The sequence below is a fragment of the Mesorhizobium sp. M0808 genome (assembly GCF_040320025.1).
Taxonomy (GTDB): domain Bacteria; phylum Pseudomonadota; class Alphaproteobacteria; order Rhizobiales; family Rhizobiaceae; genus Mesorhizobium.
Genome location: NZ_JAMYOX010000002.1, coordinates 182,662 through 201,173, shown reverse-complemented (window position 1 = coordinate 201,173; position 18,512 = coordinate 182,662). Strand labels below are relative to the sequence as shown.

Below are 18,512 nucleotides of genomic sequence, written 5' to 3'. Positions count from 1 at the left end.
CGAGCGGCCGTCAGTTCACTGCCATGAGCGTCTTTTCCGGACCATGGACACGGGATCGCGAACGGCCGATCCAGACACGCAGCAATGCCAACAGCAGATCGAGGTCGACAGGCTTGGCGATGTAGTCGGAGGCGCCGGCGTCGAGGCACTTCTGCCGGTCGCCCTTCATTGCCTTGGCTGTGACCGAGATCAACGGGATATGGGCGATCGCCGGCATGCTGCGGATCTGCCGCATCGTCTCGTAGCCATCCATTTCCGGCATCATAATATCGATCAGTGCCGCATCGATGTCCGGGCTCTGCTCCAGAAGCGCGATACCTTCCCGGCCGCGCTCCGCATGCAGTACCTGGATGTCATAGGTCTCGAGAACGCTGGTAAGCGAATAGATGTTGCGGATGTCGTCGTCGACGATGAGGACCTTTGCGCCGGCGAGGTCGAATTTGTCCGGCTGTTCGGCTGCCGCACCATCGTTTTCGTGGCCTCGCCCGGGGAGTGTTGCCGACATCAGGAGAGCCAGCTGCGCGAAATTCTCCGCCCGCGGAACATCCGCCAATGCCGGATGCAAGGCGAGCGACTGTTGCAGCGCTTCCGGATGAGGCGCAAAGAACAGCAGTCGCGACACCAACTGCCCGAACAGGACGGCAATCTCATCCAGCATCTGGGCGTTGTCCTTGGCCGAGCGGCCAAAGCCGAGCACAACGGCATCATAGTTGGCCATGCCGATTTCGTCCGCATTCGCCGCGACGCGGCCGATCGCCGTAACCGAGGTGACGCCGTCGCGGATCGCCTCGATCAGCGAAAGGCGGCGCTCGGGATCGGGATCGGCAATCAGGACGCGGCTCTGGACGCGGAGCTTTCTGGAATGAATATCCTGGAAGACCTTCATCAGTTCGTCCGACGATACGGGCTTGGTTGAAATGCTGGATGCACCCTTGCGGGCAAGCACCTCGATGTCTTCGGCGCCCGAGATGACATGAACGGGAATGTCCTTGGTTTTCGGGTCATGGCGAAGCAGATCGAACAACACCCAGCCGTCGATATCCGATAGTCCGAGATCGAGCGTAATCGCGTCGGGAACCAGCTTGCGTGCCAAAGCCAGCGTGCCGGAGCCCGCAGTCGACAGGACGCCTTTCAGCCAGGCCGAACGTGCAAGGCCGAGCAGCAATCCGCCGAAGGTCGGGTCATCCTCGACGATCAGCACGACCCGATCTTCCGACGAGATCGTGTCGCGGTCATCGAGCAATTCGGAGGACGGCGGGCTCGGCTGCGCTGTCGTCGCGGCCACCTCCATCGCCGGCAGCAACGCCGATTGCGGGGCCAAGGCCATCCGGGGTCCGTCGAATGGGATGACCAGAGTGAACGTCGAACCCTTGCCCGGCGTGCTCTCGACCCGCAATTCGCCGCCGAGCAGCCGGGCAATCTCCCGGCTGATCGAGAGCCCAAGCCCGGTGCCGCCATATTTGCGGCTTGTGGTGCCGTCGGCCTGCTGGAAGGCCTCGAAAATCAGCTTCTGCTTGTCTTGCGGAATACCGATGCCGGTATCGGTGACCACGATCGCGAGCGCCTCCATCGGTTGCGCCGAAACGTTGTGACGGCCCGTCTTTTCGGCCCGGAAATTCAAGCGGACCTCGCCTTGCGAGGTGAATTTGAAGGCGTTCGACAAAAGGTTGAGCACGATTTGCTGCAAGCGCTTCTCGTCGGTGCGGACGGTCTCCGGAAGCTCGGGGTCGACATTGATGGTGAAGCCAAGCCCCTTGTCGGTCGCCAGCTGCCGGAAGGTTCGCTCCATATGCTGGCGAAGATGCACCACGGGCATATCGTTGATATCGATCGAGACGGTGCCCGATTCGATCTTCGACAGATCGAGGATGTCGTTGATGAGGCTCAAAAGGTCGGTGCCGGCCGAATTGATGGTGCGCGCGAACTCGACCTGCTTGTCGTTGAGATTGCCCTGCTGGTTGGTTGCGAGCAGGTTTGAAAGGATGAGCAGCGAGTTCAGCGGCGTGCGCAGTTCGTGGCTCATATTGGCGAGGAATTCCGACTTGTATTTCGAGGTAAGCGCCAGCTGCTCGGCCTTCTCCTCCAGCGCCCGCCGCGCCATCTCGATTTCCAGGTTCTTGTTCTCCACCTGCTTCTTTTCGTTCTCGAGCAGCTGCGCCTTTTCCTGCAGCTCCTCATTGGTGGCGTGCAGCTCCTCCTGCTTCTTGGTCAGTTCGGTCTGACGCGCCTGCAATTCCGAGGTCAGCAGCTGCGACTGCTTGAGCAGGCCTTCGGTGCGCATGGTGGCGGCGATGGTGTTGAGAACGATGCCGACGGATTCCATCAGCTGGTTGAGGAACGACTGGTGCGTGTCGCGGAATTCGCTGAACGAGGCGAGTTCGATGACGGCCTTCACCTCGTCCTCGAACAGAGCCGGAAGAATGATCACGTTCGCCGGCGCGGCATTGCCAAGGCCGGAGGTAACGCGCAGGAAATTCGGCGGCACATTGTCCAGCATGATGGCGCGCTTGTCGGCGGCACTCTGCCCGACAAGCCCTTCACGCAGATCGAGGCGTTGCTTGATTTCCGCCTTGCTTTCGGCGCCATAGGAGGCGGCGAGCTCCAGATAGAATTCATCCTCGTCGCGGTTGGTCACATAGAACACGCCATATTGCGCATTCACCAGCGGGGCGAGTTCGGACATGATGAGGCGCGAGATCGTGGCCAGGTCGCGCTCGCCCTGCAGCATGCGCGAGAAGCGGGCGAGATTGGTCTTCAGCCAGTCCTGCTCGGCATTCTTCAGCGTCTGGTCCTTCAAATTGCGGATCATCTCGTTGATGTTGTCTTTCAGCGCCGCCACCTCGCCGGAGGCCTGGACGCTGATGGAGCGGGTCAGATCGCCCTTGGTCACCGCCGTCGACACCTCGGCGATGGCGCGCACCTGAGTGGTCAGGTTGGCCGCGAGCTGATTGACGTTGTCGGTCAGGTCGCGCCAAAGGCCGGCAGCGCCGGGCACCCGGGCCTGGCCGCCGAGTTTGCCCTCGATGCCCACCTCGCGGGCGACGTTCGTCACCTGGTCGGCAAAGGTTGCGAGCGTCTCGATCATGCCGTTGATGGTGTCGGCGAGCGAAGCGATTTCGCCCTTGGCGTCGACCGTCAGCTTGCGCCTGAGATTGCCTTGGGCAACCGCGGTCACGACATCGGCGATGCCGCGCACCTGGTTGGTCAGGTTCGTCGCCATCAGATTGACGTTGTCGGTCAGGTCCTTCCAGGTGCCGGCAACGCCCTCGACGCGCGCCTGGCCGCCGAGCTTGCCTTCGGTGCCGACCTCGCGGGCAACGCGTGTCACCTCGCCGGCAAAGGAATTCAGCTGGTCGACCATGGTGTTGATGGTCGATTTCAGCTCGAGGATCTCGCCCTTGACGTCGACGGTGATCTTCTTCGACAGGTCGCCGCGCGCCACGGCGGTCGTCACCTCGGCGATGTTGCGCACCTGGCCGGTCAGGTTCTCGGCCATGGAATTCACATTGTCGGTCAGGTCCTTCCAGGTGCCGGCAACGCCGCGCACCTGCGCCTGGCCGCCGAGCTTGCCCTCTGTGCCGACCTCGCGCGCCACGCGCGTCACCTCCGAGGCGAAGGAATTGAGCTGGTCGACCATCGTATTGATGGTGTCCTTCAGCTCGAGGATTTCGCCGCGCACATCGACGGTGATTTTCTTCGACAGGTCGCCAAGCGCCACCGCCGTGGTCACCTCGGCGATGTTGCGCACCTGGCCGGTCAGGTTGGCGGCCATCGCATTGACGTTGTCGGTCAGGTCTTTCCAGGTGCCGGCAACGCCGCGCACCTGCGCCTGGCCACCGAGCTTGCCGTCCGAACCGACTTCGCGCGCCACGCGCGTCACCTCGGAAGCGAAGGAATTCAGTTGGTCGACCATCGTATTGATGACGTCCTTGATCTGCAGGATCTCGCCCAGTGCATCGACGGTGATCTTCTGGGTCAAATCGCCGGTCGCAATTGCCGTCGCCACCTTGGAGACGTCGCGCAACTGCACGGTCAGATTGCCGGCCATGGCGTTGACGTTGTCGGTCAGGTCCTTCCAGGTGCCGCCGACACCCTCGACATGCGCCTGGCCGCCGAGCTTGCCTTCCGACCCCACTTCGCGCGCCACACGCGTCACTTCCGAGGCGAAGGAATTGAGCTGGTCGACCATCGTGTTGACGGTATCCTTGAGCTCCAGGATTTCGCCCTTGACGTCGACGGTGATCTTCTTCGACAGGTCGCCGCGGGCAACGGCGGTCGTCACCTCGGCGATGTTGCGGACCTGGCCGGTCAGGTTGGCGGCCATCAGGTTGACGTTATCGGTCAGGTCTTTCCAGGTGCCGCCGACCCCTTTCACCTCGGCCTGGCCGCCGAGCTTGCCTTCGGTTCCGACCTCGCGCGCCACACGCGTCACTTCCGAAGCGAAGGAATTGAGCTGGTCGACCATCGTGTTGATGGTGTCCTTGAGCTCGAGGATTTCGCCCTGCACGGCGACAGTGATCTTCTTCGACAGGTCGCCCGAAGCGACCGCAGTCGTCACCTCGGCGATGTTGCGCACCTGGCCGGTCAGGTTCTCGGCCATCGAATTGACGTTGTCGGTCAGGTCCTTCCAGGTGCCGGCGACGCCGCGCACCTGCGCCTGGCCGCCGAGCTTGCCCTCGGTGCCGACCTCGCGGGCGACGCGCGTCACCTCGCCGGCAAATGAATTCAGCTGGTCGACCATGGTGTTGATAGTCGATTTCAGCTCGAGGATCTCTCCCTTGACGTCGACGGTGATCTTCTTCGACAGGTCGCCCAGCGCCACAGCCGTCGTCACCTCGGCTATATTGCGCACCTGGCCGGTCAGGTTCTCGGCCATCAGGTTGACGTTGTCGGTCAGGTCCTTCCATGTGCCGCCGACACCTTCGACGCGCGCCTGGCCGCCGAGCTTGCCTTCTGTACCGACTTCGCGCGCGACGCGCGTCACTTCCGAGGCGAAGGAATTGAGCTGGTCGACCATCGTGTTGATGGTGTTCTTGAGTTCGAGGATTTCGCCTTTCACGTCGACGGTAATCTTCTTCGACAGGTCGCCGGAAGCGACGGCGGTCGTCACCTCGGCGATGTTGCGCACCTGCCCGGTCAGGTTCGTCGCCATCGCGTTGACGTTGTCGGTCAGGTCCTTCCAGGTCCCGGCCACACCTTTCACGCGGGCCTGGCCGCCGAGCTTGCCTTCGGTGCCGACCTCGCGCGCCACGCGCGTCACTTCCGAGGCGAAGGAGGCCAGTTGCCCGACCATGGTGTTGACGATCTTGCCGATGCGCAGAAACTCGCCGCGCAGCTGCCGGCCGTCGATTTCGACCATCATCGTCTGCGACAGGTCGCCTTTGGCGACCGCGCCGATGACGCGCGCCACTTCGGCCGTCGGCTGAACCATGTCCTCGATCAGATCGTTGACGGAACGGACGCTCGATTCCCAGCTGCCGGTGGCGTTGCGGACACGGCCGCGTTCGCCGATCCGGCCATCCTTGCCGACGACCTTGCTGAGGCGTTCGAACTCGCGCGTGACCTGATCGTTGAGTTCTACGATTTCGTTGAAGGTGTCGGCGATCTCGGAATCAAGGCCGGCGTAGACATTGTCGATACGAACGGAGAAATCACCGCTCCGAAAAGCCTTCAGCGCGTTCAGTATTTGACGGTGGTCCAATTGCCTTGTGGATGCAAGCACGCTCACAGCGCCCCTCCCAGCACACGGATTTCTTGAATGTCCTGGTGAAACTGTCCCCTGCGGCCGACACAACCCCGCAAGCGCAAGAACGCGGCATGCTCGATTTGGTTCCAGACGAAATTGCCGCTATGCGGCAGGAATTTCGCAGCCGCATTCACGAAACGACGAGCAACAAAGATCCATAATGATGTATCGATCAATATTTCTGCCCAACGGAACATCTCGAAAAAACTCTCGTTGGTATAGATCGCGATAGAGCGATGCAACTCGATGGAGACACTAAGATGATGAAAATTCTCTCTGCATCCCTACTTGCTATCGGCCTGGCCACATCTGCCATGGCACAATCCATGGGCTCCGGGACCGGTAACGACCCCAATACCGGCGTCAACACAGGCACTTCCGGCGGCAACACCGGGACCGGCAGCGCAACTACCCCGAACACGATCGATCCGAACGCAACGAACGCCACCACGCCGCAGACAAACGGTATGGAGGACCGCTGTAAGGATACGGCGAGCAGCGATACCGACAACAATACCCCCAGCGGCGCCATGACGTCGGATATGCAGAACTGCAACAAGTAACGGAGTTTTGCTCAGCCGTCATTTCAGCCCGCTGCCTGGTCCAGACCGGTGCTCGCGGTTCAAACCACAGCCAGAAACATGCACTGACCGGGCACGGGCTCATTACTTCTGAATGGATCGGCGAGCCCAAGCCGGGCGGCCGATTAACTAGTCTCAGCTAGGTTCTGCGATAGGCGGCGGCCAGCCCGGACGGGCGGGCGGGCGTTCTGCTGATTTCGCGGAGAGAACTGGTGGAGCCAATCGGAATCGAACCGACGACCTCTTGAATGCCATTCAAGCGCTCTCCCAACTGAGCTATGGCCCCACTCCGGCAGTTCACCGGCGCCGTTTCCGGCGAAGAGATCCGGCGCGGGTTCTAGACCGCGCCGTTAGTGAAGGCGGCTTCTAACCCCGCCTTCAGTCAATATCAAGCCTTCAAGAACCGCTTTTTCTAGGCAGCGCCGCGAAAGCCGGCGAATGCGGTTCGCTCAGACCTCGTCGTCGTCTTCGCCGACGCCGATCATGTCGGCAACGTCGTCGTCTTCTTCCTCCTCGTCGGCGAGGAACGTGTCATCCTCGTCATCGCCAAGGTCAACATCGTCTTCGTCATCGCCGAGATCGGGAAGCTCGTCGGCCTTCGCGTCCTCGTCCGCCTCTTCGAGCGAGACGACCTCGACGCCCTCTTCCTCCTCGGCGTCCACTTCCTTCTCGGCAACTTCCTCTTCCTCCTCGAGAGCGGCGATCTTGCCTTCTTCGAAATAGGAGCGCGGATAGCTCTTGCCCGTGTAAGGCGAGACGATCGGGTCCTTGTTCAAGTCATAGAATTTTCGACCCGTCTCCGGGTCGATGCGTTTGGTGCCAAGTTCGGGTTTTGCCACAGCAAGCCTCGTCGATGAAAGTTTGGTCCCCTTAACCAGAGTTTACGGCGCTGTCAAAGCGAAAAGCCGGCGTCCCAAAAAGCTTGAATTCGAAGGCCTTCATACCAAGGGGATGACCATTTCGGTACGCCATGATAGGAGACCCCGCAAACCAGCAGAAAATGGCCGGCCGCCGGCGTTTTCAGGAAAGAACCATGTCGCACACTGCCGCCCCGAAGCAGGCCACCGCCCGCAAATCATCTGGCCTTTCAGGCGCGGCACGGGTGCCGGGCGACAAGTCGATCTCGCACCGCTCGTTCATGTTCGGTGGCCTGGCCTCCGGCGAAACCCGCATCACCGGGCTGCTGGAAGGCGAGGACGTGATGCGTACGGGCGCTGCCATGAAGGCCATGGGCGCCCATATCGAGAAGCATGGCGCTGAGTGGGTGATCCGCGGTACCGGCAACGGCGCGCTGCTGCAGCCGGTAGGCCCGCTCGATTTCGGCAATGCCGGCACGGGCTCACGCCTCACCATGGGCCTGGTCGGCACCTATGACATGGAAACCACCTTCATCGGCGACGCCTCGCTGTCGGGCCGGCCGATGGGCCGGGTGCTCGAACCGCTCCGCCAGATGGGCGTGCAGGTGCTGAAGGCGACGCCCGGCGACCGCATGCCGATCACGCTGCACGGGCCCAAGCACGCCGCGCCGATCACCTACCGCGTGCCGATGGCATCGGCGCAGGTCAAGTCGGCGGTGCTGCTGGCTGGGCTGAACACGCCGGGCATCACCACAGTCATCGAGCCGGTTATGACGCGCGACCACACCGAAAAGATGCTCAAGGGGTTCGGCGCCAATCTGTCGGTCGAGACCGACGAGCGCGGCGTGCGCCACATTTTCATCGAAGGCCAGGGCAAGCTCATGGGGCAGACGATCGCGGTGCCTGGCGACCCCTCCTCGGCCGGCTTTCCGCTGGTGGCGGCGCTGATCGTGCCGGGCTCGGACATTACCATCGAAAACGTGCTGATGAACCCGACCCGCACCGGACTTCTGTTGACGCTGCAGGAAATGGGCGCGCGCATCGACATAATCGATCCGCGCACCGAAGGCGGCGAGGATGTTGCCGATCTGCGCGTGCGTTACTCCGAGCTGAAAGGCGTCACCGTACCGCCGGAACGGGCGCCGACGATGATCGACGAGTATCCGGTGCTTGCCGTGGCGGCCAGCTTCGCCGAGGGCGAAACGCTGATGCTTGGCCTGGAAGAGCTGCGCGTGAAGGAATCCGACCGGCTGTCGGCAGTGGCCGAAGGGCTGAAGCTCAACGGCGTCGACTGCAGCGAAGGCGAGGCCTCGCTTGTCGTGCGCGGAAAGCCCGGCGGCAAGGGCCTCGGCCAGCATCCCAACGGACAGGGCACCATCGTCCAGACCCATCTCGATCACCGCATCGCCATGAGCTTTCTGGTGATGGGGCTGGCGACGGAAAAACCGGTGACCATCGACGATCAGGCGATGATCGCAACGAGCTTTCCGGAATTCATGGGACTGATGAAGGGGCTGGGCGCGGAGATTGAATGAAATATGTCTGCGTACATTGGAAGCACGAGCGGCCGGAGCAACCATCTCATCTCTGGTATGAGATTGCCGACGACAACTGTCAGTCGAGAACAATAGAGTTCTATCGGGACGGTTCAGTCGGTTTTGCGTCACGTGGCGTCGCGCCAGATGGATCAGAGGACCTCGAAGTTGGCGGGACAACGAACTCAGACCAACCTTTTCCGGCCCTCGACGAGATCAACGCTGATCCTGTATTTGAGGCGGTGGAAGTCACGGCGGCAGAGTTTGAAAAGCGTTGGCAGCAGGCGCTTGCCTCGCGACGGCATATGACGGCGTCCTTCACCATCGCCATCGACGGACCTGCCGGTGCCGGCAAAGGCACCCTTGCCCGGCGGCTCGCCGATCACTACCGGCTGAACCTGCTCGACACAGGCCTTACCTATCGCGCGGTAGCCCATGCGCTGCTTCGGCTTGGCCTGCCGCTCGACAATGTCTCGGCCGCCGAAACCGCCGCCCGCCAGGTTGATCTGGCCAAGCTCGACCGGGCGGTGCTGTCGGCGCATGCGGTCGGCGAGGCGGCGTCGAAAGTGGCGGTCATCCCGTCAGTGCGGCGTATACTGGTCGACAAACAGCGCGACTTCGCCAAGACGCCGCCAGGCGCAGTGCTGGACGGCCGCGACATCGGCACCGTCGTCTGTCCCGATGCCGACGTAAAACTCTATGTCACGGCCAGCGCCGAGGTGCGGGCAAAGCGGCGGCTGGATGAAATCGAGAGCATCGGCGGCACCGCTAATTTCGATGAAATCCTTGCCGATATCGTGCGCCGCGACGAGCGCGACATGGGCCGCATGGACTCGCCCTTGAAGCCGGCCGCCGATGCGCACTTGCTCGACACGTCGGAAATGGCTATAGAGGCCGCGTTTCTGGCAGCTCAGGTGATCATCGACGACGTCCTGGCCAAGAGAAACGAAGCCTGAGCCGGGTTTTCCTGCCGCCGCCGATTGCCGGCGACAACAAGAATTCCCATATCGGGTAGGAACCAGCCTGCCAGCATTCTTCATGCGCCGGAATTGCCGCTCAAGGGCGGCCAAGGGCTTTTTGCCCGGAACGCCGGCAGGCCAACGCAACGCTAACCCACGGCGCCGGCCCCGCGACAGATTGCGGGGCATTCCAGGAGAAACTATGTCAGTTGCAAATCCCACTCGCGATGATTTCGCGAGCCTGCTCGAAGAATCATTTTCCGCCGGCCATTCCGGCGAAGGCCAGGTCGTCAAGGGCATCATCACCGCCATTGAGAAGGACATGGCCATCATCGACGTCGGCCTCAAGGTCGAAGGCCGCGTGCCGCTGAAGGAATTCGGCGTCAAGGGCAAGGACACGACGCTCAAGGTCGGCGACACGGTCGAGGTCTATGTCGAGCGTATCGAAAATGCGCTTGGCGAAGCCATGCTGTCGCGTGAGAAGGCCCGCCGCGAAGAGAGCTGGGTCCGTCTCGAAGAGAAGTTCACCAAGGGCGAACGCGTCGAAGGCGTCATCTTCAACCAGGTCAAGGGCGGCTTCACCGTCGACCTCGACGGCGCTGTGGCCTTCCTGCCGCGCAGCCAGGTTGACATCCGCCCGATCCGCGACGTCTCGCCGCTGATGCACAACCCGCAGCCCTTCGAGATCCTCAAGATGGATCGCCGCCGCGGCAACATCGTGGTGTCGCGCCGCACCGTGCTCGAGGAAAGCCGCGCCGAACAGCGTTCGGAAATCGTGCAGAACCTCGAAGAAGGCCAAGTAGTCGAAGGCGTCGTCAAGAACATCACCGACTATGGTGCGTTCGTCGACCTCGGCGGCATCGATGGCCTGCTGCACGTCACCGACATGGCCTGGCGCCGCGTCAATCATCCGACCGAAATCCTCAACATCGGCCAGACGGTCAAGGTGCAGATCATCCGCATCAACCAGGAAACCCACCGCATCTCGCTCGGCATGAAGCAGCTCGAGAGCGATCCGTGGTCCGAGATCGGCACCAAGTTCCCGATCGGCAAGAAGATCAAGGGTACCGTCACCAACATCACCGACTACGGCGCATTCGTCGAGCTGGAGCCGGGCATCGAAGGCCTCATCCACGTTTCGGAAATGTCGTGGACCAAGAAGAACGTGCATCCCGGCAAGATCCTGTCGACGACGCAGGAAGTCGACGTGGTGGTGCTCGAAGTCGATCCGGCCAAGCGCCGTATCTCGCTCGGCCTCAAGCAGACGCTGGAGAACCCGTGGGAGGCCTTCGCGCGCAGCCACCCGGTCGGCAGCCAGGTCGAGGGCGAGGTCAAGAACAAGACCGAGTTCGGCCTGTTCATCGGCCTCGAAGGCGACGTCGACGGCATGGTCCACCTTTCCGACCTCGACTGGACCCGTCCTGGCGAGCAGGTGATCGAGGAGTACAATCGCGGCGACATGGTCAAGGCGCAGGTGCTCGACGTCGACATCGACAAGGAACGCATCTCGCTCGGCATCAAGCAGCTGGCCAAGGATACGGTCGGCGAAGCAGCGACGTCAGGCGAACTGCGCAAGAACGCAGTCGTCACCTGCGAGGTTATCGGCGTGAAGGATGGCGGTCTGGAAGTGCGGCTGGTCGACAGCGGCATCGAGACCTTCATCAAGCGCTCCGACCTCAGCCGTGACCGCGACGAGCAGCGCCCCGAGCGCTTCACCGTCGGCCAGAAAGTCGACGCCCGCGTCATCGCCTTCGACAAGAAGACCCGCAAGCTGCAGGTCTCGATCAAGGCGCTGGAAATCGCCGAAGAGAAGGAAGCGGTCGCTCAGTACGGCTCAACCGATTCCGGCGCTTCGCTGGGCGACATCCTTGGCGCCGCGCTGAAGAAGCAGGGCAGCTAAGCCAACACCGCGCCTCGCGCGGGTTATAAACGAAACAAAAAAAGCCCCGCCGGAACGATCCGGCGGGGCTTTTGCTTGTGACCTTTTGCTTGTGACGAGCCGCAGGCTTAGGCCCTGCCGTAAAGCGGCACCAGCGTGCCGCTGATGGCCATGTTGGCCGGCGAGGCGAGATAGGCAATGGCCTCGGCGGCCGCTTCAAGGCTGACCCATCTGCTGAAATCTGCGTTCGGCATGTCAGCCCGGTTGGCCGGCGTGTCGAGCGTCGAAGGCGCCACGGCGTTGACCAGGATGCCGTTGCCCTTCAGCTCTTCGGCTATCGCCACGGTCATCGCGGCGACTGCCGCCTTGGCGGCGGCGTAGGCCACCTTGCCGGAGCCGCGCCGCGGATCGAGCCCGGCTCGCGCGGTGACATTGACGATGCGACCCGGCACGGAAGATCCCAGCATCGAGCGTATCGCCGCGCGGCAGCACAGAAAGGTGGTGCGGGCATTGGTGTCCATCATCTCGGCGAAGGAGGCGGGTTCGATCTTCTCGACCGGCGCCGCGGTGAAGCCGCCGGCAAGATGCACCGATGCCCATAAATCTGGAACGCTGGCATAGAAGGCGTCGACCTTGGCAGGGTCGGCAAGGTCGACATTGTGCGCCAGCCTGACGCGGTCATGCGCCGGAAAGGGAAAATGCGCAGGCGCGGCAGCGTGGGCATTGGGCACATGGCAGATCGCGCCCTGCTCCAGCAGTTTTCCTACGACCGCGCCGCCAAGGGCACCGGTGCCGCCGGTCACCACGATATGTCTGCCGTCCAGTGTTTCCGTCATATTCGACCGCTCCGTCATTGCGCGCCGCCGATGCGGAAGGTCGCGCCTTTCGCGCGATCACTCAACCGAAATCTCGATGACGTAAGGTCGTCCAGTCGCCCGCGCGCGCCCAAGCGCGTCCGCCAAGCCGCCGGTGCCGGAAATCCGCTCGGCGGCAATGCCGTAGGCTTCGGCCAATTTGCAGAAATCCGGCGGTGCCGGGGAGACGCCGACCGGCTCGACGCCGACGTCGAGCATCGAGGTTTCGATCTCGCGGTAGCCACGATTGTTCCAGACTGTGAAGATCACCGGCGCCGCCGCGTCGAGCGCGGCGCCCAGTTCCGGCAGGGTGAACTGGAAGCCGCCGTCGCCGGTGAGGCAAACGACCGGCGCCTCAGGCCTGGCAAGGACGGCACCGATCGCCGCCGGCGGGCCATAGCCGAGCGCGCCGAAGCCGGTGGCGGCGTTGAACCAGCCGCCCGGCCGGTCATGATCGTAATAGAGGTTGGCGGCGTAGACCGGCTGGGTCGAATCGCCGACGATGATCGCGCCAGGCAGCGCATCGCGGATCGTCTCGACGGCGCGCAGTTGCGCCTGCATGGCCGGGCCAATCTCGGCAAAGGCCGCCTGCCGCGTCGCGGCGGCGCGGGCTGAACCATCATCCAATGGCGTCTCGTGCGTGCCGATTTCGGCAAGCAGCGCCTTGAGCGCCGCTCCGCAATCGGCCTGGATCGAAATCCGCGCAGGCCGGCGGGCAAGCTGGTCGGCGCCGATGTCGATGCGGATCAGGTTGGCGGGCAGGACAAAACCGCCGTCGCCATAGCCATCATAGTCGGTCGGACCGAATTCGGTGCCAGCGGCAATGACCAGGTCGGCATCGGCGATCAGCGCACGCACCGCCTTCAGGCTGGGGCTGGCCGGCACGCCAAGTGGATGACGATAGAGCAGGCCGCGCGCATTAGCGGTCTGGACGACCGGCGCTCCCAGCCTCTCGGCCAGGTGCTGCAACGGCGCTTCGGCGGCCTTGGCGCCGCCACCGGCGAGGATAAGCGGCCGGCTGGCAGACGCGCACAGCCTTGCCGCCTCTGCAATCGCCGCCACATCCGGCCCGGGCGGCGCTGAATTCCGCAGCAGCGGCACGATGCCGTTGGCCGGCATGGTCATGACATCGGTCGGGATCTCAATATGCACCGGACCCGGACGCGAGGATGAGAACAGCGCAAAGGCGCGGGCGAGCACGCCGGGCAGTTCGCCGGCCTCGGTGACACGGTGCGAAAACAGCGCCACCTTCTCCATCATGCCGCGCTGGTCCGGCAGTTCATGCAGATGGCCAAGGCCTTTGCCCAGCGTCGGTGTGGCGTTGACGCCCGAGATTACCAGCATCGGCACCGAATCGGCGCGCGCCTGACCCATGGCGGTGATGGTGTTGGTCAGCCCCGGCCCGGTGATGACGAAGGCGATACCCGGCCTGCCGCTGGCGCGCGCATAGCCGTCAGCCATGAAGCCGGCGCCCTGCTCGTGGCGCGGCGTGACGTGACGGATCTTCGATCGCGCAAGCCCGCGATAGAGCTCGACCGTGTGTACGCCGGGAATGCCGAAGACGGTGTCGACGCCGTGCGCTTCGAGCAAGGTGATGAGCGCTTCGCCGATGGTCGTCATTGTCTTAGCACCGGGCGCGTGAGGCAGGTAGGGCCGCCCTCGCAGGCAATGCACAGCGCATCGGCCTCGAATGTCGAGACCGTACAGCCGGCGGCTTGCATGGCAGCCGCCGTCTTCGGAAAACCGGCAACGGCGATAACCTGGCGCGGCGCGGTCGGCAGCACGTTCAGGCTGAGCCCATTCGAGACGAAGAATTCGTCGGCGTCGCCCTCGACCAGCCGAATGCCGCGTTCGCGCAGCATCTGGTGGAAGGCGACCGGCAGGAGGGGCGCATAGACCAGCGCCAGATCGTCTGCGAGCGGGCTGATCACCGACATCAGATGCAGGCAGGCCTCCTCGCCCTGCCAGAGCGGGAGGTCGAAGCCATAGACCTGGATGCCCTTGGGTGAAAGCAGGTTGGAGAGCTGCTGGATGCCGTGCTGATTGGTGCGCACGCCGCGGCCGACGGCCAGCGTGTTTGCATCCACCCACACGCAGTCGCCGCCCTCGACCTGGCCGGGAGCCTCGATACGGCCGAGGATGGGGATGCCCATGCGCCCGTAGGCTGCCTCGTGCAGGCCGGGCTCTCGCCGGCGCAGCGCCTTGCCCATGGCAAGGATGACCGCGCCATGGTCGGTCATCAGCGACGGATCGTGGGTAAAGACCGAATCGGCAAGCCCGTCATCGGCGTCGCTCAGCCATTCGATTTCGGCGCCTGAGACAGAAATCAGCCTGGCCAGTGCATCATGCTGGGCTGCCGCTTTTTGTGGATCGAAGCCGGGGCCATAGTGCCACTCCAGCGCTTCGGCCCGACGCATGGCGCTGGCGGCGGAGCGCATCAGCACGCGCTGCAGCGGCCCGGCCATCGACTGCGACCCGTATGCTTTGCCCACTAAGTTCTCCTGAAACGCGCCCCTCCTGCCAATAGCCACTCGGCAGGCCGTGATCAATGGTCCAAAAACTGCGGTTGACGGAGGCAAGCGGAACGGTCCATCTTGAGAATCGGAACGCTGTCCAGTGACGGGTAATGGGTAAAAAATTCCAGCAAGGACTGCCTCGGCTGCTCCGCGGGGCGCCGCGACGATGACAGCGCCGGCCACCGCCCTGAAGCATACGGCGCAGAACGGCGCTGCCGAAGCCATCCACGTCGAGAACCTGCACAAGAATTTCGGCAAGCTGCATGTATTGAAGGGCGTTTCGCTGTCGGCGCGCGATGGCGAGGTGATCGCCATCATCGGCGGCAGCGGCTCGGGCAAATCGACGCTGCTGCGCTGCATCAACTGCCTGGAGAACCCGACCAGCGGCATCATCCGGGTCAATGGCGAAGAGATAAAGCTGAAGGCCGACAGCTACGGCCACACCGTGCCCGCCGACCGCAAGCAGATCGAACGCATCCGCTCCAAGCTCGGCATGGTCTTCCAGAACTTCAATCTGTGGAGCCACATGACGTTGATCGAGAACGTCATCGAGGTTCCCGTGCATGTGCTCGGCGTCAAGCGCGATGTGGCGATCGGCGAGGCGGAAAAATTGCTCGCCCGCGTCGGCCTGGCCGAAAAACGCGACGTCTATCCCGCTTATCTGTCGGGCGGCCAACAGCAGCGTGCCGCGATCGCCAGGGCGCTGGCCATCAACCCGCGCGTCATGCTGTTCGATGAGCCGACTTCGGCGCTCGACCCGGAGCTGGTCGGCGAGGTGCTGAAGGTGATCGGCGACCTGGCGCGCGAAGGCCGCACTATGGTGCTGGTTACCCATGAGATGAAGTTTGCCCGCGAGGTCGCGACGCATGTCGTCTACCTCCACAACGGGCTGGTCGAGGAAGAAGGGCCGCCGGAACAGATCTTCGGCGCACCAAAATCCGAAAGGCTGAAGCAGTTCATCCGCAACATCAGTTAAACTGTGGGCGGACGAAAACCGGGAACAACAACAAAACTGGGAGTCATGACGATGAAGATTATTCTCAAGACCTTTGCCGCAGCGCTGCTGCTCGGCGTTGCCGCGATGGGCGTGGCCAAGGCCGATCCGGTCAAGATCGGCGTCGCCGCCGAACCCTATCCGCCCTTCGCCTCGCCGGACGCTTCCGGCAAATGGGTCGGCTGGGAGATCGAATTCATCGATGCCGTCTGCGCCGAGGAGAAGCTCGACTGCGTCATCACCCCCGTCGCCTGGGACGGCATCATTCCGGCGCTGACGACCAAGAAGATCGATCTTATCGCCGCCTCGATGTCGATCACCGCCGAGCGCGAGAAGACGATCGCCTTCTCGGACAAATATTACAACACCCCGACTGCGTCATCGGGCCGAAGGACCAGAAGTTCGGCTCAACACCGGAGGACCTCAAGGGCAAGATCATCGGCGTCCAAGTCTCGACCGTACACGCCGACTACGCCAAGAAGCACTTCGCCGACGCGGCGGAAATCAAGGAATACCAGACCCAGGACGAGGCCAACCAGGATCTTGCCGCCGGCCGGGTCGACGCGGTGCAGGCCGATTCCATTGCCCTCGACGCCTTCCTAAAATCGGACCAGGGCAAGCAATGCTGCGATCTGAAGGGCATGGTCGCGCCGGATCTGGCCATTCTCGGGCCCGGCGTCGGCGCCGGCGTCCGCAAGGAAGACACCGAGTTGAAGGAAAAGATCAACGCCGGTATCAAGGCCATCCGCGCCAATGGCAAATATGACGAGATTTCGAAGAAGTACTTCGACTTCGACATTTACGGCGCCGACACGCAGTCGAACTGACGACCTCATCCATGAGCGACTAACCACGCGGCCCCGATAGAGCCGCGTGGTTATTCGAAATCCATCGACGCGTGCTTCCGCGGGCGGAGATCGCCGGCGGTTTTAGCGCCAGCAATTCGAGGGCGACGCTGATCGACGCATTTGTTCCGGCTTGGGCCGCCTCTGCCATCGCGCTTCTCTCGCCCACGCCACCGGGCTGGGGTGGAACGCTCATGGTCGGGCTGTTCCATACGATCGAGATCGCGGTCGGCGCCACCTGTCTCGGCCTTTTGATCGGCATCGGCGGCGCCTCCGGCAAGCTGTATGGTGGTCCGGTGGTGCGAGATCTCCTGGCAGTCTATACGACAGTCGTGCGCGCCGTGCCGGAGCTGGTGCTGATCCTTCTGCTCTATTACGCCGGCACCGACCTGATCAATCAGATGCTGACGGCAATGGGCTATCAGCGCATGGACATTAGCGGGCTGGCGGCCGGCATTGCCGTGCTCGGCTTCGTCCAGGGCGCCTATTCGACCGAGGTGATCCGCGGGGCGATCCTCGCCATTCCGCAGGGCCAGATCGAAGCCGCGCGCGCCTATGGCATGTCTCCCGGCCTGCTGCTGCGGCGCATCACGCTGCCGGCGATGCTGCCGTTCGCCATACCCGGTCTTGCCAATCTTTGGCTGATCGCCACCAAGGACACCGCCCTGCTGGCGGTCGTCGGCTTTTTCGAGCTGACATTGGCGACACGGCAGGCGGCCGGCGTCACCAAAGCCTATCTGACATTCTTTGTCGCCGCCGGCGCGATCTACCTTCTGTTGACACTGGTCTCCAACCTGATCATCGGCCGCATCGAGAGCTGGGCCCGCCGCGGCATGCCGTCGCTCAAGGAGGCCCGTTGATGGCTGGCCCGGTGATGACTGGCGAAGCGGCCGTCGAGATAGCCGCACGCGCTTCGCTGTGGCTGAAGCCGCATCGTATCGCGCTGATCCTGATCGCGCTGGGGCTGGTTTTGGCGGCGGCCGTCTTCATGCGCTGGGACTGGCTGCCGAAATATTACGGGATGGGATTGCTCGGCATCTGGCGCGCGCTGTGGATTCTTGCCGTCACCTGCACGCTGGGCTTCCTGCTCGCCATGCCGCTCGGACTGGCACAAGCCGCAGGCTCTTTCTGGTTCGCGGCGCCCGCCAAGGCCTTCTGCACGGTCATCAGGGGAACGCCGCTGCTGCTGCAGCTCTGGTTGCTCTATTACGGGCTGGGCTCGCTGTTTCCACAATATCCATGGATTCGCGAGTCCTGGATGTGGCCCTATCTGAGGCAGGCATGGCCCTATGGCGTGCTCGGGCTGACGCTGTCCTTCGCCGGCTATGAGGGCGAGGTGATGCGAGGCGCTTTTGCCGGCGTACCCAAAGGCCAATTGGAAGCCGCCCGCGCCTTCGGCATGAGCCGCTGGAGGATTTTCCGGCGAATCTGGCTGCCGCAGGCCTTCTACCGCGCGCTTCCGACACTGACGGGCGAAATCGTGCTGCAGCTGAAATCGACGCCGCTGGTGGCGACCATCAGCGTGATCGACATATTCGCCGTCTCTTCAAAGGCGCGTCAGGATACCTACCTCACCTATGAACCCTTGCTGCTCCTGGCGTTGATCTATATGGCGATCACCGGCATTCTCGTCTTCACCCTGGGCAAGATCGAGGCGCGGATTCCGAACAAGATCGGTTAGCGAATAGGGAGTAGTGAATAGCGAATAGTTTTGCTGATTTCCCTACTCGCTACTCCCTATTCGCT

The 18,512-nt window shown here is 63.0% G+C and carries 13 protein-coding genes, 1 tRNA gene and 2 pseudogenes; 9 read left to right on the top strand and 7 right to left on the bottom strand.

Annotated features, from left to right (window positions below):
- Positions 1-10: 10 nt before the first annotated feature.
- Positions 11-5,722, bottom strand: coding sequence for a HAMP domain-containing protein (locus NKI25_RS04020; protein ID WP_352998231.1), 5,712 nt, complete (start codon positions 5,720-5,722; stop codon positions 11-13).
- 2 nt (positions 5,723-5,724) lie between these two features.
- Positions 5,725-5,943: a hypothetical protein gene (locus NKI25_RS04015; protein WP_352998201.1), complete on the bottom strand. Its 219-nt coding sequence runs from the start codon at positions 5,941-5,943 to the stop codon at positions 5,725-5,727.
- Between the two features lie 63 nt (positions 5,944-6,006).
- Between NKI25_RS04015 and NKI25_RS04010 the strand changes: the two genes are divergently transcribed.
- Positions 6,007-6,309 (top strand): hypothetical protein, encoded by a 303-nt coding sequence (locus tag NKI25_RS04010; protein ID WP_352745867.1) that lies wholly within the window; start codon positions 6,007-6,009, stop codon positions 6,307-6,309.
- A 228-nt stretch (positions 6,310-6,537) separates the two neighbouring features.
- Here the strand turns inward: NKI25_RS04010 and NKI25_RS04005 are convergent.
- Positions 6,538-6,613 (bottom strand) — tRNA-Ala (locus NKI25_RS04005).
- 163 nt (positions 6,614-6,776) lie between these two features.
- Positions 6,777-7,166: a TIGR02300 family protein gene (locus NKI25_RS04000; RefSeq protein ID WP_023676282.1), complete on the bottom strand. Its 390-nt coding sequence runs from the start codon at positions 7,164-7,166 to the stop codon at positions 6,777-6,779.
- Positions 7,167-7,360: 194 nt separating this feature from the next.
- Between NKI25_RS04000 and aroA the strand changes: the two genes are divergently transcribed.
- From aroA to rpsA, 4 genes and pseudogenes are all read left to right on the top strand, one after another.
- On the top strand, positions 7,361-8,719 hold the full coding sequence (gene aroA, locus NKI25_RS03995; protein WP_352783896.1) for a 3-phosphoshikimate 1-carboxyvinyltransferase: 1,359 nt from the start codon (positions 7,361-7,363) through the stop codon (positions 8,717-8,719).
- A pseudogene (locus NKI25_RS03990) lies at positions 8,716-8,994 on the top strand (DUF6881 domain-containing protein); the annotation flags it as partial. The gene aroA and the pseudogene NKI25_RS03990, both read left to right, overlap by 4 nt.
- A gap of 30 nt (positions 8,995-9,024) precedes the next feature.
- Positions 9,025-9,675 carry a (d)CMP kinase gene (gene cmk, locus NKI25_RS03985; protein WP_352635059.1) on the top strand — a complete coding sequence of 217 codons (651 nt, stop codon included), beginning with the start codon at positions 9,025-9,027 and terminating at the stop codon, positions 9,673-9,675.
- 205 nt (positions 9,676-9,880) lie between these two features.
- Entirely contained in the window at positions 9,881-11,578 is a 1,698-nt protein-coding gene (rpsA, locus tag NKI25_RS03980) for a 30S ribosomal protein S1 (protein WP_023676278.1), read from the top strand.
- Positions 11,579-11,685: 107 nt separating this feature from the next.
- Here rpsA and NKI25_RS03975 read toward each other — a convergent pair whose 3' ends face one another.
- Genes NKI25_RS03975 through NKI25_RS03965 form a run of 3 tightly spaced genes read right to left on the bottom strand, consistent with a single transcriptional unit; the run spans position 11,686 to position 14,876 of the window.
- Positions 11,686-12,393: an SDR family NAD(P)-dependent oxidoreductase gene (locus NKI25_RS03975; protein ID WP_023676277.1), complete on the bottom strand. Its 708-nt coding sequence runs from the start codon at positions 12,391-12,393 to the stop codon at positions 11,686-11,688.
- Between the two features lie 57 nt (positions 12,394-12,450).
- A complete protein-coding gene (locus NKI25_RS03970) occupies positions 12,451-14,031 on the bottom strand; it encodes a 5-guanidino-2-oxopentanoate decarboxylase (protein WP_352783893.1) in 1,581 nt (526 codons plus the stop codon).
- Positions 14,028-14,876 carry a dimethylarginine dimethylaminohydrolase family protein gene (locus NKI25_RS03965; RefSeq protein WP_352591054.1) on the bottom strand — a complete coding sequence of 283 codons (849 nt, stop codon included), beginning with the start codon at positions 14,874-14,876 and terminating at the stop codon, positions 14,028-14,030. The genes NKI25_RS03970 and NKI25_RS03965 overlap by 4 nt, the downstream gene beginning before the upstream one ends.
- Positions 14,877-15,093: 217 nt before the next feature.
- Between NKI25_RS03965 and NKI25_RS03960 the strand changes: the two genes are divergently transcribed.
- From NKI25_RS03960 to NKI25_RS03945, 4 genes and pseudogenes are all read left to right on the top strand, one after another.
- Complete coding sequence (locus NKI25_RS03960) at positions 15,094-15,903, top strand: ABC transporter ATP-binding protein (protein ID WP_023676274.1); 810 nt, start codon at positions 15,094-15,096, stop codon at positions 15,901-15,903.
- Between the two features lie 51 nt (positions 15,904-15,954).
- Positions 15,955-16,748: pseudogene (locus NKI25_RS03955) on the top strand (transporter substrate-binding domain-containing protein).
- Positions 16,749-16,960: 212 nt separating this feature from the next.
- Complete coding sequence (locus NKI25_RS03950) at positions 16,961-17,626, top strand: ABC transporter permease (RefSeq protein WP_352702250.1); 666 nt, start codon at positions 16,961-16,963, stop codon at positions 17,624-17,626.
- Positions 17,627-17,640: 14 nt separating this feature from the next.
- Positions 17,641-18,447, top strand: a complete 807-nt coding sequence (locus tag NKI25_RS03945; protein ID WP_352702253.1) for an ABC transporter permease — start codon at positions 17,641-17,643, stop codon at positions 18,445-18,447.
- Positions 18,448-18,512 lie beyond the last annotated feature (65 nt).

What these genes read in the sequence shown, in the direction of transcription:
- NKI25_RS04015 (WP_352998201.1), bottom strand. Translation starts at nt 5,943, where the DNA reads ATGTTCCGTTGGGCAGAAATATTGATCGATACATCATTATGGATCTTT.
- NKI25_RS04010 (WP_352745867.1), top strand. Translation starts at nt 6,007, where the DNA reads ATGATGAAAATTCTCTCTGCATCCCTACTTGCTATCGGCCTGGCCACA.
- aroA (WP_352783896.1), top strand. Translation starts at nt 7,361, where the DNA reads ATGTCGCACACTGCCGCCCCGAAGCAGGCCACCGCCCGCAAATCATCT.
- cmk (WP_352635059.1), top strand. Translation starts at nt 9,025, where the DNA reads ATGACGGCGTCCTTCACCATCGCCATCGACGGACCTGCCGGTGCCGGC.
- rpsA (WP_023676278.1), top strand. Translation starts at nt 9,881, where the DNA reads ATGTCAGTTGCAAATCCCACTCGCGATGATTTCGCGAGCCTGCTCGAA.
- NKI25_RS03975 (WP_023676277.1), bottom strand. Translation starts at nt 12,393, where the DNA reads ATGACGGAAACACTGGACGGCAGACATATCGTGGTGACCGGCGGCACC.
- NKI25_RS03970 (WP_352783893.1), bottom strand. Translation starts at nt 14,031, where the DNA reads ATGACGACCATCGGCGAAGCGCTCATCACCTTGCTCGAAGCGCACGGC.
- NKI25_RS03965 (WP_352591054.1), bottom strand. Translation starts at nt 14,876, where the DNA reads ATGGCCGGGCCGCTGCAGCGCGTGCTGATGCGCTCCGCCGCCAGCGCC.
- NKI25_RS03960 (WP_023676274.1), top strand. Translation starts at nt 15,094, where the DNA reads ATGACAGCGCCGGCCACCGCCCTGAAGCATACGGCGCAGAACGGCGCT.
- NKI25_RS03950 (WP_352702250.1), top strand. Translation starts at nt 16,961, where the DNA reads ATGGTCGGGCTGTTCCATACGATCGAGATCGCGGTCGGCGCCACCTGT.
- NKI25_RS03945 (WP_352702253.1), top strand. Translation starts at nt 17,641, where the DNA reads ATGACTGGCGAAGCGGCCGTCGAGATAGCCGCACGCGCTTCGCTGTGG.